This window comes from Saccharopolyspora sp. MMCC62 (assembly GCF_057736575.1).
The window spans coordinates 1-14086 of record NZ_JBYKCM010000004.1; the positions used below are offsets into that span (position 1 = coordinate 1).

The following is a 14086-nucleotide window of genomic DNA, read 5'->3' on the forward strand; positions in this document are numbered from 1 at the left end:
CCCGGGCGGGGGGGGGGGGGGGGGGGGGGGGGGGGCCCCCCCCGCCCCCCGCCCCCCCCCCCCCCCCCCCCCCCCCCCCCCCCCCGCCTCAGATCATGACCCGTTTCCGTTGTACCAGCCGGATTCCGGGATCGCCCGTCAGCGCTTCGGGAAGTCGACCACCCGTCCGCCATCTCGGTGCCAGTCGACGTACCCGAGTTCGAACTCGGTGCTGCGACCCCACGGCACGTCGTGCTCGCCGCGCACCGGGTAGCCCAGGTAGGACCGCTCCCAGCCGAGCGCGGACCAGCGGGCGCGGATGCCGCCGTACACCTCGACGGCCCCGGTCTGCGGCGACCAGTAGATCGAGCCCGCCCCGGTGTCGCCACCGGTGAAGTGCGCGTACCGGCCGCGCCCGTCGGGGGCGGTGAGCTCGTCGGTGGTCGGGTAGCCGAGCAGCCCGTTCGGCCCGCTGAGTTCGAGGTACTGGTCGCTGATGGCGCCGCGCACCGAGTGCGCCCCGGTCTGCGGGCTCCACGCGATGCCGGCGGCGAACTCGCCGTCGCCGTCGAACCGGGCGTACTTCCCGCGCCCGTCGGCGGCGGTGATCTCGTCGGTGGTGGGGTAGCCGAGCGGGCCGGCTTCCCAACCGGATTCGGCCCACTTGTCCCGGATCGCACCGAGCACCACGTGCGCCTCGTTGTCCCTGGTCAGGTAGATGGAGGCGCCGCCGGGGCGGGAGAAGTGGTTGTAGGCGCCGAGTTCGTCGGGGGTCGTGGTGGTGTCGGTGGTGGGGTAGCCGAGCGAGGTTCCGGCGCCGTGCTCGGACCACTTCTCCAGGATGGGGGCGCGCAGCAGGTGCGCTCCGGTGCCGCTGGTGAAGTAGATCGCCGAGGCGGTCTCCTTGCCGTCGAGGCTGACGAACTCGGTGTAGCGGGCGCCCGCGTCGTCGGTGAGCTCGTCGGTGGTGGGCACGCCGACCACGTCGTGCGCGCCGAGCGCGACGAACCGGTCGAGGATGCCGCCGAAGACGATGTGCACGCCGGTGTCGGGCGTCCAGTAGAAGCGGGCGTGCTCGTACTCGCGCCAGCGCAGCGCGTCGTGCTCGATCTCCTCGTCGCCGAGCGGGTTGCCGATGGCGTCCTTCACCGCTCGGGGCAGCGCCGAGTAGCGCGCTTCGATCTCGCCGTCACCGGGGCGGGCGGATTCCTCGCTGGTGGGCGCGGCGCTGGGGGCGCTGGTGGTGCTGGGCGCCGAGCTGGTGGGCGGCGCGTCGATCCGTTCGGTCGCGTCGCCGAGGAGCGGGAGTTCGATGGTGTGCTCGGCGCTGGTCTGCGTGGTGCTCGGGCCGCCGAGGAGCCCGCTGATCGGCTGCGCTTCCGCGTGGGCGGCACCGGGCAGCACGGTCAGGACGCACAGAGCCGCCGCGCTGACGGCGGCTCCGGCGAGTTCGGTGACGGTCACTCCTTGCCCCTTTCGAGTCGTCACCTTGTGATCGCCGGAAGGGGCGGTGGAGTTGCACTCTGTTACCGATTCGAGTCCGAGTTTCCTATCGCAATCGTTTTCGGACTTTTCCGGCTCGGCGCGCAACCGATCGACGATCACCACACGTGTTCATCGATCGAGGTCGTATCGCCAGCGCAAGGTGGTGCCGAGTCGGATCGGGCGGGTCGGGAGTCGCTGATCCGGCACGCGGAGTCAGCAATTTTCCCCGGCAACGTTCCGTGTTCGACGCAACGCCGCTTGCTCCGTCCGGACCCGGTTCGCTGCTCCACCGCTCTTGCCGCGCCGGGCCCGGACGTGCGGAAGCCCCCTCCGCCGGAGGGGGCTTCCGCGTCGTGCCGGTGGGGGTCAGCCCTGCGCGACCGGGGTCGCCTGCAGCACGCCCTTGAGCTGCTCGCCGCCGGGCCAGTCGGTGGCGACGCGGCCGTCCTCGGTGGCCGAGGGCAGCGAGAACTCGACGCCGGTGGGCACCTCGGCGTGCGGCGCGGCCGCGGTGGCCTGGATCAGGTACGAGTGCGCGGGCGAGGTCGCGGTCAGGTTGACCGGCTGGGCGGCGCTGTTCTCGGGAACCACCTCGACGCCCTGGATCGGCGCGCCGTTCTCGGTGAAGACCACGCCGCGCGGGCCGCCCTGCAGCTTGCAGTTGACGTTCGGGTTCGCGGCCGTGTAGTCGACGCGGAACGCTTCGTGCCCGGCGGCACCGCCCTGCTCCTTGACGACCATGACGTCGACGTCGGCGGCGGTGCAGGCGGCGTCGCTCGGGTTGGCGGTCGCGGCCCCGGCGGAGAGGACGGAGATCCCGGCGACCGCTCCGGTCACGGCGGCGGCAGCGGCGATGCGGCGGATGTTCGCGAACATGGTGTTTCCTCCTCAGCGGTTCTTCTGCTCCTGAAGACGTGCCGGCCGCGCCGAGGATGCTCCGCGGTGGCACTGCTCATATCGGAGCAACCTCGAAGCCCCTCGCACGTCCGCCGGATGCAGGTGGGAGGAATGCCCCGTTCGCCCGATCGGCTCCGGGCGAACGGGACGAACCGCCGGTCACTCCAGGCTGTAGATCCGCCCGGTGTCCGCCCCTTCCACCGACCGCACGTACGCCTGCGCGACGTCCGCGAGGTCCACCGGCCGGATGCCGGGGAAGAAATCGCCGTACTCGGCGAGGCTCTCGGTGAACACGGTCGGGCTGATCGCGTTGATCCGCTGCGGGGCGATCTCCACGGCGGCGGCGCGCACGAACGATTCGACGGCCCCGTTGGCCATCGACGCGGCGCTGCTGGTGCGGACCGGGTCGCGGCCGAGCACCCCGGTGATGAGGGTGAACGAGCCGCGCTCGGCGATGCGCGGGATGCCCTGCCGCACCAGTTCGACCTGGCTGAGCACCTTGCCGCGGAACGCCGATTCGTAGTCGGCGGGGCTCATCTCGGTGACGGGCTTGTACGGCACGTCGCCCGCGGCGCTCACGACCGCGTCGACGGGGCCGGTCTGCTCGTAGAGGGCGGTGGTCTGCGCGGGATCGGTGAGGTCGAACCGGAACCGCCCGCTGGTGCGTCCGGCGGTGAGCACGTCGTGGCCGCGCGCGCCGAGCGCGTCGCCGACGGCGGTGCCGAGCCTGCCCGCCGCGCCGATCAGGAGAACCTTCATGCCCCCGACGCTAGGACGGGCCGTGCGGGCGAGGGAAATGCCTGTTCGGGCCGCACCTATGCTCAGCGGTCATGAATGTGGAGTTGCGGCACCTGCGCGCGCTGGCCGCGATCGGCGACGCGGGCACGATCACGGCTGCGGCGGCCGCGTTGCACGTGACGCAGCCCGCGCTGTCCCGCACGTTGGGGCAGCTGGAGGCCCGGCTCGGCACGAAGCTGGTGGAGCGCACCACCCGCAGCCTGGTGCTGACGTCGGCCGGTCTGCGGTTGCAGGAGCGGGCGCACCGGCTGCTCAACGAGCTGGACGAGGCGCTGGCGGAGGTGGCGGGCGGTCCGCGCTCGCTGCGCGTCGGTTTCGCCTGGGCGACGTTGGGCGAGCTCACGGTGCCGCTGTTCCAGCGCTGGCGGGAGGCCAACCCGGATTCCCCGGTCCGGCTGCACCGCTGCCCCGAGCCGGATGCGGCGCTGCGGCGCGCGGAGGTCGACGTGGCGTTCCTGCGCACCGAGCCGCCCCCGGCCCCGGACTTCGTCGCCGTCGCGCTGTTCCGCGAGCCGCGGGTGGCCGCGGTCGCCGAGCACGATCCGCTCGCCGCGTCCGGCGCGGTGCGGCTGGCGGACCTCGCGGACCGCACGGTCGCGGTGTGCGAGACGGCCGCGACCAGCGGTGCCGCGCTGTGGCCGCCGCAGCACCGCCCCGCCACCGCGGACGTGGCGAACGTGGACGAGTGGCTGACCGAGATCGCGATCGGCGACGTCGTCGGGGTCACCGCGGAGAGCACCCGGCACAGCCACCCGTACCCGGGCGTCCGCTACCTGCCGATCTCGGACGCCGATCCGCTCACGGTGCACCTGGTCCAGCCCCGGGTGCCGACGCACCCGGGAACGGACGCCTTCCGCGAGCACGTGCTGCGCTCGCTCTGATCAGGCGGGATCGCAGCGGCCGCCGAGGTGCTCGGCGAGGAACCGGTCGATGGCCCGGTGCAGCTCGATCTGGTTCTCCGGGTTGAGGAATCCGTGTCCCTCGTCCTCCTTCACGAGGTACTCGACGTCGACGCCGCGCTCGCGCAGCGCGGCGACGATGTTGTCCGATTCGGCCTGCACCACCCGCGCGTCGTTGGCGCCCTGGGCGACCAGCAGCGGGGTGCGGATCCGGTCGACGCGGGTGATGGGGGAGCGGGCGAGCATGTCGGCGCGCTGCTCGGGTACGTCCGGGTCGCCCGCGTACCGGTACCAGTTGCTGATCAGCCCGCGGCGGGCGAACGGCGGCAGCGTGCGGGTGAAGTTGACCAGGTCGGAGATGCCCACGTAGTCGACGGCGGCGGCGAACTTGTCGGGCGTGAAGGTGACGCCGACCAGCGCCGCGTACCCGCCGTAGGAGCCGCCGGAGATCGCGAGCCGCTCGGGGTCGGCGTAGCCCTGCTCGACGGCCCAGTCGGCGGCGTCGATGAGGTCATCGTGCATGGCTCCGGCGAGCTCGCCGATGGCGGCTTCCAGGTGCCGCTTGCCGTACCCGGTGGAGCCGCGGAAGTTCACCTGCAACACCGCGTACCCGCGGTTCGCCAGCAGCTGCACCTCCGGCGAGTAGCCCCACGAATCCCGGTACCACGGCCCGCCGTGCACCAGCAGCACCAGCGGCAGCCCGCGCGGCTCCACTCCGACCGGCAGGGTCAGGTAGGCGGGCAGCGGGAGCCCGTCGCGGGCGGGGATCGTCACCGGCGTCATCGGCGCCAGCGATTCGGGGTCGAGGTGCGGGTACGGCCGGAACAGCAGCCGGGATTCCCCGGTGGCGTGGTCGTAGAACCAGGTGGCGCCGGGGTCGCGGTCGTGGGTGAACGACACCACCCAGCGGCGCCCGGCGTCGTCCCGGGAGATCCCCGCGAGGTCGCCGTCGGAGAGCGCTGCCAGCTTCGCCAGCACCTCGCCGAATTCGTCGTCGAGCGCCCGGATCTCCTGCCGCTCGCCGAGGTAGCGCACTCCGAGCAGCCGCCCGCTCGCCCGGTCCCGGATCAGCGGCGAGGACTGCTGCACGACGATGCGCCGGTCCCCGTCGAGGTCCAGCTCCGGATGCGAGTCCACTTCGGACTCCTCGCCGGTGCTCAGGTCGAACCGGGCCAGCACGGCGCGGTCCCCGTCGCGGTACGAGCCCAGCCACACCCCGGTGCCGTCCGCGTCGAGCTCGAACGGGTTGATGCCCATCGGGTGGCCGTCGCCGGTGAACGTCGTGATCGGGGTCAGCTCGCCGGTTGCCGGATCGTGGCGGGACAGCTCCAGGTCGCCGTTCTCGGTGAGGCTGCGGGCGTAGTTCTCGGCGCCGGGCAGCCAGTCCAGCACGGTGCCGGGGTTCTCGGCGAGCACGGTCGACTCGCCGGTGCTGATGTCGATCTCCACCAGGTCGAACCGGTCGAGCTCGCGGGCGTTGACCTGCACCAGCACCTTGCCGGGCCGGTCCGGGCGCTGCTGCCCGATCGAGGTCCGCACCCCGGGCGGGTAGGGCGTGAGATCGACCGCGGGCGCGTCCGGGTCGTCCAGGTCGACGCGGAACAGGTGCCAGTCCTCGTTGCCGCCCGCGTCCTGCACGTACAGCAGCCAGCGCGGGTCGTCGGTCCAGTGGTAGTCGGTGACGCTGCGCGTCTCGTCCGCGGTGACGCACCGCGTCTCGGAGTCGTCCTCGACCCCGCGGATCCACACGTTGAGCCGGTTCTTCCACGGCGCCAGGTACGCGATCCGCGTCCCGTCCGGGGAGATCGTGGCGCCGGCGCGCTCGGGCGAGTCGAAGAGCGCTTCCACCGGGAGGATGTCGGGCAGGGCCATGTCGGATCTCTCCTCTCCGACGGCCCCGTCGGCCGCCGTGACCACAGTCGACTCCGTGCCGTCGCGGCATGCTCAAGCCGATTTCCCGTGACCCGAGCCACTCGCGCCGCGGCGAGGGCGGATCTCCGCCGACGTCCGACGGAGCGCGCGCCCAGCCCCGGCCGGTCAGAGCGACCGCAGCCGGTCGAGCACCCGCTCCAGCAAGGACAGGTCCTGATCCGCCCCGGTCGGCTCGATCCGCCCGCTCCAGGCCAGGCGCCGGTCCAGCGCCGCTCCCGGTTCGCGCCGGGGCAGCGGTGGTCGGCAGTCCGGCCCGCACGAGTGGTCGCGCCCCCAGCTCTCGATCAGCACCGCGCCGCATTCCGCGCACCCCGAGCGCGCCCGACCGCTGGTGGCGCGGTCCACGCCGACCCCGCAGAACGCCGATCCGCTCCTCACGTCCCGGACGTGCACCCGTCCGTCCGCGTCGGTCCAGGTCCCGGCGGGCCGCAGCGGCCTCATCGGAACGCCGTTCCCGTGGGTCCGGTGGCGGGGCCGGTGCTGGTCGGGGAGGGCACCGGCCCCGCCGGAACCCCACCCGGGCCGCGGCCGGGGACCCGCGGTCGTTCCCGGGTGGGGCGGTCGCGGCGCGCACCGAGCATCCGGGTTCCGAGCGCGGAGCGGAACCGGCGGACGAGGTGCGGCGGCAGTCGCGACATACCCCGACCTTCGACGCCCGATCGCCGCAGGTTGACGGTTATGCGCCCCATGCGCATGGGGCCGCATGGGATCCGGTCAGCGGGCGAGCGCCTGGGCGTGCGCGGTGCGGTACTCGCCGGTCCACGCCGCGTGCCGCTGGTCCTCCGGCAGGCCGTCGAGTCCGCTGCCCAGGTGGTCGGCGGCGACGTCGTGCAGGCCCATGTCCAGGGTCGCCATGCCGAGGTTGAGCCGGTGGAAGGTGGGGGTCAGCCAGTAGGCGGTGCCGGGGGCCGGCCGCTGCCCGGATTCCTCCAGCAGCTCGGCGGCGGTGTCCAGGAGCCGTCGTGCACCGTCCCGATCACCGAGGCGGCTCGCCCCGTGCGCGGCTTGAGCGGCGGCCCCGATGCGCTGGTGGACGCTCGCACCGGGGGTGTGGTGCTCGGTGAGGAACCACCGAGCCACTCCGCGCCAGTTCTGCTGCTGGCGGGCGATGTAGCCGCGGAAGTTCGCCGCCTGAGCGGCGAGCACGCCGTCCTCGATCTCGTCGGCGGCCTGCTCGGCTTCGGTCAGCCACCGCAGCGCTTCCGGGTCCTGCCGGTCCTCGGCGTACAACCACCCGGCGAACTGCACCCATTCGGCGGCGACCGCGGCCAGCGCGGGCCGGTGCGGTCCAGCAGCCTGCCGCACCAGTCCGGTGACCAGTCGCGCGTGCGCGAGGGTGGGCGGGATGAGCGGTACCGGCCCGAGCACGTCGTCGAGCCTGCGCTGCGCGGCGAGCACTCCGGCGAGGGCGGTGACGGTGCCGCCGTCGAGGGTGTGCGGCCGGTCCAGCACCCGCTCGATCCGCGTTCGGTCCGCATCGTCGAGCACGTCCTCGGCGACACCGGTGGCGAGCCTGCGCAGCGCTCCGGCGGCACCGACCGCTTCGTCGAGCGCGGCGACGGCGCGGACGTCGGGCCGCTGCCGGTCGTGCTCGTACCGGGAGATGTTGCCCTGGTCCACGTGCACGTGGCGCGCGAGCGCGCTCTGCGTCAACCCCGCGGTGCGGCGGAGGCGCCGCAGCGCCTGCCCGAAGCTCTCGGCCATCGTTCGCCCCTTCCATCAGCTCGTGGTGCACGGCTCCGCAGCTGCGCGGTCAGCGGCCGACCAGCCGCTGGTAGGACGCCTGGAGTTCTGGAGCGGCCGGGGACCGGGCGGCGGTCACGGTGCTGACTACTTCCGCGATGCGCCACCAGTTCGACGGCGCGACCTGCCCGGTGTCGATCGCGACGCGGGCCGCCGCGGCGGCCTCGTCCAGCCGCGAGTTCTTCGCGCTGATCAGCGCCAGGTCCATCTGCGCGGCCGCGTACCGGCGAGCTCGCGGGTTGGGGCCGGTTCCGGTGGGCGCGAACATCTCGATGGCGCGGCGGGTGCTGCGCTCGGCCTCGTCGTCGCCGAGCCACGCCAAGGTGGTGGCGGTGAACGAGTCGGTCTTCGCGGGATCGAACCGGTAGTGGTGTTCCGCCTGCGCCGGGACCCCCTTGCGAGCGGAGAGGACGTGCGCGGAGTCCAGGTGCCGGTAGGTCGCGTCCGCGGCGCCGAGGCGGGCTTGGATGCGGGCGAGCTGCACGGTCGCCTGGATCTCCGCCGACCCGCCGACCGGGGCGTGCTCCAGCGCCGCGGCGGCCAGCCGCAGCGCCGTGCGGAAGTCGCCGGTGTTGAGCACGCGCCACGCATCGGTTTCGAAGCACCAGGCCAGCGCCTCGTCGTCCCCGGCGTGCCGGGCGAGGGCCGCGGAGCTGCGCAGCCACGCGGAGGCGCGCGCGTGCTCGTTCAGGTCGATGTGCAACGTGGCCCGCAGCAGCGCCAGCCAACCGCCGAGGCCCACCAACCGCCGATGTTCGGCGAGCGTCTTCCGCGACGCGTCGAGGAGCCCCTGCACGTGGTCCAAGTGCTCGGCGACCTGCGGCAGCAGCACGGCCGGATCCTCGGCGCAGTAGTCGGTGGCGGCGGTGTCGAACGCGGCTTCCAGCAGGTCGAGGACGTCCCCGCCGAGGTCGGAAGCTCCGGCTCGCCGAATGAGTTCGAGCGCCTGCGCGTTCCCGTCGTCGTCGCCGGTGGCGCGCGCCAGTCGACCGCCTGCGGCGAGGAGCTGTTCCAAGGCGTGGACCACCTGGTCGTCCGGGTGCTGCCGGTCGCTCTCATACCGCGAGATGTCGCTCTGACCCAGGTGGACCTGCTGCGCCAGTTGCAGCTGCGTCAGCCCCGCGGTGCGGCGGAGGCGCCGCAGCGCCTGCCCGAAGCTCTCGGCCATCGTTCGCCCCTTCCCCGCCGGGAATCCGACCCGGCGAGCGGTCCACCTTGCCAGCGGTGCGCCCGGGCCTCGGCGGACTCGCCCGTACGAGATCGGCTCTGCAACCGGTCAGTCGGCCGCGACCGGGCCGAGCAGGTCCCAGCGGTTCCCCGCGATGTCCAGGAAGACCGCGACGCGGCCGTAGGGTTCGCTGCGCGGGGGACGCGCGAATGCGACGCCCGCCGCCCGCAACCGCGCGAAGGCGGCGTCGAAGTCGTCCACGCGCAGGAAGAACCCGACCCGCCCGGCGGTCTGCTCGCCGACCGCGGCGGACTGCCGTTCGCCGTCCGCGCGGGCCAGCAGAATTCCGGTCGCGGCACCGGGCGGCCGCACGACGACCCACCGCTTCGCCCGGCCGTCGCCGGTGGTCGCCGGCGAGTCCTCGACGAGTTCGAATTCCAAGGTGCCGACGAAGAAGTCGATCGCCGGGTCGTAGTCGTCGACGACGATCGTCACGAGGTCCAGGTGCACGGCGTCCTCCCCGGCGGATCGCCGATCAGCTTCGCGCACGGCAGTGCCGTTCCGCAATGGTCCCGGAAAGCAGGAAACCCCCTGTGGGGAGGGGGTTTCCTTCGGCTCGGCCGGACCGGTGCGCCCGGTGGCGCGCCGGGACCGTGGATCGGCGCGGATCACGGCACCGGGCCGGCCGGCGGGTGCGTCCGATCAGGCGGCGGGCGTGGTCACGCACTCCACCGTCGGATCGGCCTCGGTACCGGACGCGACGCAGTCGACGCCCTGGCCGTCCGCGGGGATCGGGTAGCTGAACACGACCGGCCCGTCCGCCTCGGCACCGACGGAGAACTTCAGGACGGTCGGCTGCCACGATTCGCTGCCGTGCAGGGTCTTCGAGTAGTACGTGGTGCCGGGCTCGACGGTGGTGCCGAAGCCTTCGCCGTCGTCGGTGAGCTCGCTGACGTGCAGCCGGTAGTCCCCGGCGGTGTACTTGCCCTCGCCCTCGTGCCCCGGTTCGGCCGCGTGCGAACTCGGAATCTCGGGGGAGACCTGCTCCTGGTTCGCGGCCACGGCGACACCTCCGCCGAGCGCCAGCACCGCACCGGCCACCACACCGGAGACCACGATCTTCTTCGCGTTGAACTGCATTGCGACTCCTCGCGTTGATCCGGTCCGAGCACCGCCGCGGCGGCCTCGGAATTCCGATCACGAATCCTGTCGGCCCGCGCGGCCGGTCACCTCGGCCGAGGAGCCGGTCCGAACGCGAAAAAACAGCCGATAGGCCGAAACGGCACGTTTCGAGAAACGGGGAAACCCTTGCGAACGTCGGTTTCCCGTGCGATCGGAAGCGCATCCGGAGATCTCCCGTTCTTCGATCGCCGGATTCGACCGGGGAAATCCCGGCGCGTTCGGTCCGGTTTCCACGGCGCGCTGGAGGTCCTTTCAGGTGATTCATCCGGTAAACGGAGTAGTGGAGGCTCCCGCTGGCGAAGATCGGACCCTTCCTGCATCGATCGGACAAGGGGTGGGCGTGCCGAACGGCTTCTACACGGATGAGCAAGGCCGGGTCCGGCCGATCAACGGGAAGAAGGGCCGCGGTGGAAGTTCTTCGTCGGGCACCGGTGCCGCTCCCTGACGCGGACCTTGATCCCGCTCGCCGACGAGCAGGGCGGCACCGCGGTCGTGTCGGTCGCCTGGGTGCGGACCGGCAGCACGCGGGATGCGCGCGCGCTGAACCGGCTGGACCGCCGGGACGGGACCGGGGACATCAGGGCGCTGGGCAGCAGCGTCCTCGCCGCGCGGGGAGTGTCCTTCACCGGCGAGCACTACGAGTCCACCGCGAAGGGCACGCTCTTCGTGCGAGCGGAGGCGGCGCCGGTGAGCGGGAACCTGCCCCCGGCGGTCCTGGACGGGATGGCCGAGGTGGCGGTGCTGCTCCCGCGACCGTAGCCGGGACGGGAACCGGTGCCGACGTGCTCGACGGCGCGGTCGGCGGCAGAACGATCAGGTCGGCGGGGAGGCCCGGTCGCCGTCACCCGCCCCCGAACAGCAAGAAACCCCCTGCGACTAAGTAGGGGGTTTCTGCTGTCTCGACCAGACGTGCGCCCGAAGGGATTCGAACCCCTAACCTTCTGATCCGTAGTCAGATGCTCTATCCGTTGAGCTACGGGCGCTTGTTCAGTTGTGGATCCCCGCCTGGGCGGGAACCCCTGCGGAGGCTCCGGGATTTGAACCCGGGAGGGGGCGTGACCCCCAACCGCATTAGCAGTGCGGCGCCATAGACCAGACTAGGCGAAGCCTCCCGGCAGTCCCTCTCGGCCACTGGGGAAAAGAGTACACGGCCCGTTCACGCCTCCGCGCAGGGGGGTCGGTCCACGATCGTTCAGCCGTTCGCACCCGCCGCGAGCTGCACGAACGGGTCGAGGGCCGCCGGATTGCGCAGCGCGTCGCGGCTGACGGCGCGTTCCGGGTCGCCGCCGGCGAGGATCTTCTTCACCGGAACCTCCAGCTTCTTGCCGTTGAGCGTCTGCGGGATCTCGTCGACGAGCAGGAACCGGTTCGGCACGTGGCGGGGGGACAGCTCGTCGCGCAGCCGCCGCTTCAGCTCGCCCTCGACGTCCGCCAGCCGGGCGCCCGCGGCGAGCACCAGGAAGCACAGCAGCTCCCCTTCACCGCTCGCGCCGGAGGTGTCGATGACGAGCGAATCGGCGACCTCCTCGAAGGCCTCCACGACGCGGTAGAACTCGGCGGTGCCCATCCGGATGCCGCCGCGGTTGAGCGTGGAGTCGCTGCGGCCGTGGATGATCAGGCTGCCGCGGTCGGTGACCTCGATCCAGTCGCCGTGGCGCCACACGCCCGGGTAGGTGTCGAAGTAGGCCTCGTGCAGCCGCGATCCGTCGGGGTCGTTCCAGAAGAACACCGGCATCGTCGGCATCGGCTTGGTGAGCACCAGTTCGCCGACCTCGCCGTGCAGTTCCGCGCCGTCCTCCGAGTAGGACCGCACCGCGGCCCCGAGCAGCGCGCAGGAGATCTCGCCGAGCCACACCGGCACGTCCGGCGCCGCGCCGACGATCGCGGTGCACAGGTCGGTGCCACCGGAGACGCTGGCGATCTGCACGTCCGCGCCCACGTGCTCGGCGATCCAGCGGAACCCGTCGACGCTCAGCGGGGAACCGGTGGAGCCGACGGTGCGCAGCGCGCCGAGGTCGTGGTGCTCGGCGGGGCGCAGCTCCTTCTTCAGGCAGCTCTGCACGAACGGCGCCGAGGTGCCGAAGTAGGTGACGCGGTGCCGTTCCGCCAGGTCCCACAGCACGTCCAGCGACGGGTGCCCGGGGCTGCCGTCGAACAGCAGCAGCCGGGTCCCGGTGAGCAGGCCGCCGACGAGGAAGTTCCACATCATCCAGCCGGTGGTGGTGAACCACAGGAACGTGTCACCCGGGCCGAGATCGGCGTGCAGCCCGATCGCCTTGAGCTGCTCCAGCACCATGCCGCCGTGCCCGTGCACGATGCCCTTCGGCAGCCCGGTGGTGCCGGAGGAGTACAGCACCCACAGCGGGTGGTCGAACGGCACCGGGTCGAAGGCGAGCTCGGCGCCGCGGTGCCGGTCCAGCAGCGCCGCGAAGTCCGCGGTGCCGTCGAGCCCGCCGGTTCCGACGTAGTCGACGAGCACCACCGACGCGCCGGGCAGCAGCCCGCGCAGTTCGTCCACGGTGGAGCGGATGTCGTAGGTGCGGCCGCCGTACGCGTAGCCGTCCACCGCGACCAGCACGGTCGGCTCGATCTGCACGAACCGGTCGGCGACCGCGCGCACCCCGAAGTCCGGCGAGCACGAGGACCAGGTGGCCCCGAGGCTCGCCGCGGCCAGGAACGCGATCAGCGTCTCCGGGCAGTTCGGCGCCAGCGCCGCCACCCGGTCGCCGCGGCGCACGCCCAGTTCGGCGAACGCCGCGCGCGCCGCCGCGACCCGCGCGCGCAGCTCGCCGAACGTGAGCTCCGCGCCCGCCCCGTCCTCCCGCGCGAACACGATCGCCACGTCCTCGTCGGACTTGCCGGGTCCGCCGCGCAGCGCGTGCTCGGCGTAGTTCAGGGTCGCGCCGGGGAACCACCGCGCACCGGGCATCACCTCGGCCTCGAGCACCCGCTCGGCGCGCTCGTGGAAGGCCACGTCGAAGAAGTCCGCGACGGCGCCCCAGAAGCCTTCGAGGTCCGACACCGACCACTCCCAGAGCGCCGGGTAGTCCGGCAGATCCAGGCCGCGTTCGGTGCGCAGCCACTCGCGGAACTCGGCGAGGCGGGTGCCCGCCACCTGTTCCGCGGTGGGCCGCCACAGGACTTCGGGGCTTCGATCGGCGCCGGTGCTCGATGTCATGAGTGCTTTCCTAACCCACGACCGGGCGCCGACGCCATAGCCGAACTGCTCGATGCGCACCGCAAACAGGTTGTGCACAAGCCTGTGGACAGGTTGTCCACAGGCTGTGCGCAACTCAGCGCAGGTGGGTGTCCAGCCAGTTCCGCGCGCGCTGCCAGGCCTCCGCCGCCGCGTCCAGGTCCGTGTCGAACCGGTGCTCGCTGCGGGCGAAGTGCACCACGTCCGTCGCCACCGGGGCGGTCTCCGCGGCCTCCCGCAGCTTGTCCACCTCGGCCGTCGGGATGCGGGCGTCCAGCTCGCTGTAGATCCCCAGCCACGGGCCCGCCAGCTCCCCGGCGATCTCCACCAGCGCGGGCAGCCCGTCCGACAGCGGGCTCAGGATGCCGCCACCGCCGACCGTCACCGCCGCGCCCAGGCTGCGGCTCGCCGCCACCACCAGCGCGGCCGAACCGCCGATGTCGAACCCGATCACCCCTTGCCGGTCGCCCGGCACGCCCTGGTCGGTCAGCCACACGAACGCGGCGTCCGAATCGGCCAGGATCGACTCGCCCGATAGTCGCTGGACGTGGTCCTGCACGTGCTCTTCGGCGTGGTCGTCGGAGAACTCGTCGGTGCCCTCGCGGTGGTACAGGTGCGGCGCCACGGTCAGCCAGCCCTCATCGGCGAGGTTGCCCACCAGGGAACGCACCCGGTCGGTGACGCCGCGCGCCTCGTGCAGCACCACCAGCCCGCCGCGCACGACGTTCTCCGGCTCGGCGACGGTCATCCGGAGCTCGGTGCCGTCCGTGAGCGCGAGCGTCTCGGTCCGGGTTTCGGTCATGCCGT

At 72.6% G+C, this 14086-nt stretch carries 13 protein-coding genes and 2 tRNA genes; 2 read left to right on the forward strand and 13 right to left on the reverse strand.

Translation table 11 applies throughout. The annotated features are described in order from the left end of the window. Positions 1-138: 138 nt before the first annotated feature. The 3 genes from AC29IT_RS10490 to AC29IT_RS10500 all read right to left on the reverse strand — a co-directional run bounded on the left by AC29IT_RS10490 (position 139) and on the right by AC29IT_RS10500 (position 3120). Positions 139-1443 (reverse strand): hypothetical protein, encoded by a 1305-nt coding sequence (locus tag AC29IT_RS10490; RefSeq protein ID WP_488218587.1) that lies wholly within the window; start codon positions 1441-1443, stop codon positions 139-141. A 387-nt stretch (positions 1444-1830) separates the two neighbouring features. Next, entirely contained in the window at positions 1831-2340 is a 510-nt protein-coding gene (locus AC29IT_RS10495; RefSeq protein WP_358440318.1) for a DUF4232 domain-containing protein, read from the reverse strand. Between the two features lie 180 nt (positions 2341-2520). Continuing rightward, on the reverse strand, positions 2521-3120 hold the full coding sequence (locus AC29IT_RS10500) for a short chain dehydrogenase (RefSeq protein WP_358440316.1): 600 nt from the start codon (positions 3118-3120) through the stop codon (positions 2521-2523). Between the two features lie 71 nt (positions 3121-3191). On the opposite strand from AC29IT_RS10500, the gene AC29IT_RS10505 reads away from it, so the two are divergent. Further along, entirely contained in the window at positions 3192-4040 is an 849-nt protein-coding gene (locus AC29IT_RS10505; RefSeq protein WP_488218588.1) for a LysR family transcriptional regulator, read from the forward strand. Here the strand turns inward: AC29IT_RS10505 and AC29IT_RS10510 are convergent, their stop codons facing one another. From AC29IT_RS10510 to AC29IT_RS10535, 6 genes are all read right to left on the reverse strand, one after another. Continuing rightward, the gene (locus AC29IT_RS10510) at positions 4041-5930 is read right to left on the reverse strand and encodes a S9 family peptidase (RefSeq protein ID WP_488218589.1); all 1890 of its coding nucleotides are present in this window, start codon (positions 5928-5930) and stop codon (positions 4041-4043) included. A 165-nt stretch (positions 5931-6095) separates the two neighbouring features. Then, positions 6096-6431, reverse strand: coding sequence for a hypothetical protein (locus tag AC29IT_RS10515; protein WP_488218590.1), 336 nt, complete (start codon positions 6429-6431; stop codon positions 6096-6098). Between the two features lie 273 nt (positions 6432-6704). After that, positions 6705-7694, reverse strand: coding sequence for a helix-turn-helix domain-containing protein (locus AC29IT_RS10520; RefSeq protein WP_488218591.1), 990 nt, complete (start codon positions 7692-7694; stop codon positions 6705-6707). Positions 7695-7743: 49 nt separating this feature from the next. Beyond that, positions 7744-8901 carry a helix-turn-helix domain-containing protein gene (locus AC29IT_RS10525; protein ID WP_488218592.1) on the reverse strand — a complete coding sequence of 386 codons (1158 nt, stop codon included), beginning with the start codon at positions 8899-8901 and terminating at the stop codon, positions 7744-7746. Positions 8902-9009: 108 nt separating this feature from the next. Next, complete coding sequence (locus AC29IT_RS10530) at positions 9010-9411, reverse strand: VOC family protein (protein WP_488218593.1); 402 nt, start codon at positions 9409-9411, stop codon at positions 9010-9012. A gap of 192 nt (positions 9412-9603) precedes the next feature. Then, a complete protein-coding gene (locus AC29IT_RS10535) occupies positions 9604-10041 on the reverse strand; it encodes a hypothetical protein (protein ID WP_358440301.1) in 438 nt (145 codons plus the stop codon). A 495-nt stretch (positions 10042-10536) separates the two neighbouring features. On the opposite strand from AC29IT_RS10535, the gene AC29IT_RS10540 reads away from it, so the two are divergent. Beyond that, positions 10537-10842 (forward strand): hypothetical protein, encoded by a 306-nt coding sequence (locus AC29IT_RS10540; RefSeq protein ID WP_488218594.1) that lies wholly within the window; start codon positions 10537-10539, stop codon positions 10840-10842. Positions 10843-10993: 151 nt separating this feature from the next. On the opposite strand, the gene AC29IT_RS10545 is transcribed toward AC29IT_RS10540, so the two are convergent. The 4 genes from AC29IT_RS10545 to AC29IT_RS10560 form a co-directional block, all read right to left on the reverse strand. Further along, positions 10994-11066 (reverse strand) — tRNA-Arg (locus tag AC29IT_RS10545). A gap of 39 nt (positions 11067-11105) precedes the next feature. Further along, positions 11106-11195 (reverse strand) — tRNA-Ser (locus tag AC29IT_RS10550). An 80-nt stretch (positions 11196-11275) separates the two neighbouring features. Next, positions 11276-13261, reverse strand: coding sequence for an acetoacetate--CoA ligase (locus AC29IT_RS10555; RefSeq protein ID WP_488218595.1), 1986 nt, complete (start codon positions 13259-13261; stop codon positions 11276-11278). Positions 13262-13376: 115 nt separating this feature from the next. Then, the gene (locus tag AC29IT_RS10560; protein ID WP_358440293.1) at positions 13377-14081 is read right to left on the reverse strand and encodes a dienelactone hydrolase family protein; all 705 of its coding nucleotides are present in this window, start codon (positions 14079-14081) and stop codon (positions 13377-13379) included. Between the last annotated feature and the right edge of the window lie 5 nt (positions 14082-14086).

Excerpts from the sequence above, each read along its gene's own strand:
- AC29IT_RS10495 (WP_358440318.1), bottom strand. The coding sequence starts at position 2,340 with ATGTTCGCGAACATCCGCCGCATCGCCGCTGCCGCCGCCGTGACCGGA.
- AC29IT_RS10500 (WP_358440316.1), bottom strand. The coding sequence starts at position 3,120 with ATGAAGGTTCTCCTGATCGGCGCGGCGGGCAGGCTCGGCACCGCCGTC.
- AC29IT_RS10505 (WP_488218588.1), top strand. The coding sequence starts at position 3,192 with ATGAATGTGGAGTTGCGGCACCTGCGCGCGCTGGCCGCGATCGGCGAC.
- AC29IT_RS10510 (WP_488218589.1), bottom strand. The coding sequence starts at position 5,930 with ATGGCCCTGCCCGACATCCTCCCGGTGGAAGCGCTCTTCGACTCGCCC.
- AC29IT_RS10515 (WP_488218590.1), bottom strand. The coding sequence starts at position 6,431 with ATGAGGCCGCTGCGGCCCGCCGGGACCTGGACCGACGCGGACGGACGG.
- AC29IT_RS10520 (WP_488218591.1), bottom strand. The coding sequence starts at position 7,694 with ATGGCCGAGAGCTTCGGGCAGGCGCTGCGGCGCCTCCGCCGCACCGCG.
- AC29IT_RS10525 (WP_488218592.1), bottom strand. The coding sequence starts at position 8,901 with ATGGCCGAGAGCTTCGGGCAGGCGCTGCGGCGCCTCCGCCGCACCGCG.
- AC29IT_RS10535 (WP_358440301.1), bottom strand. The coding sequence starts at position 10,041 with ATGCAGTTCAACGCGAAGAAGATCGTGGTCTCCGGTGTGGTGGCCGGT.
- AC29IT_RS10555 (WP_488218595.1), bottom strand. The coding sequence starts at position 13,261 with ATGACATCGAGCACCGGCGCCGATCGAAGCCCCGAAGTCCTGTGGCGG.
- AC29IT_RS10560 (WP_358440293.1), bottom strand. The coding sequence starts at position 14,081 with ATGACCGAAACCCGGACCGAGACGCTCGCGCTCACGGACGGCACCGAG.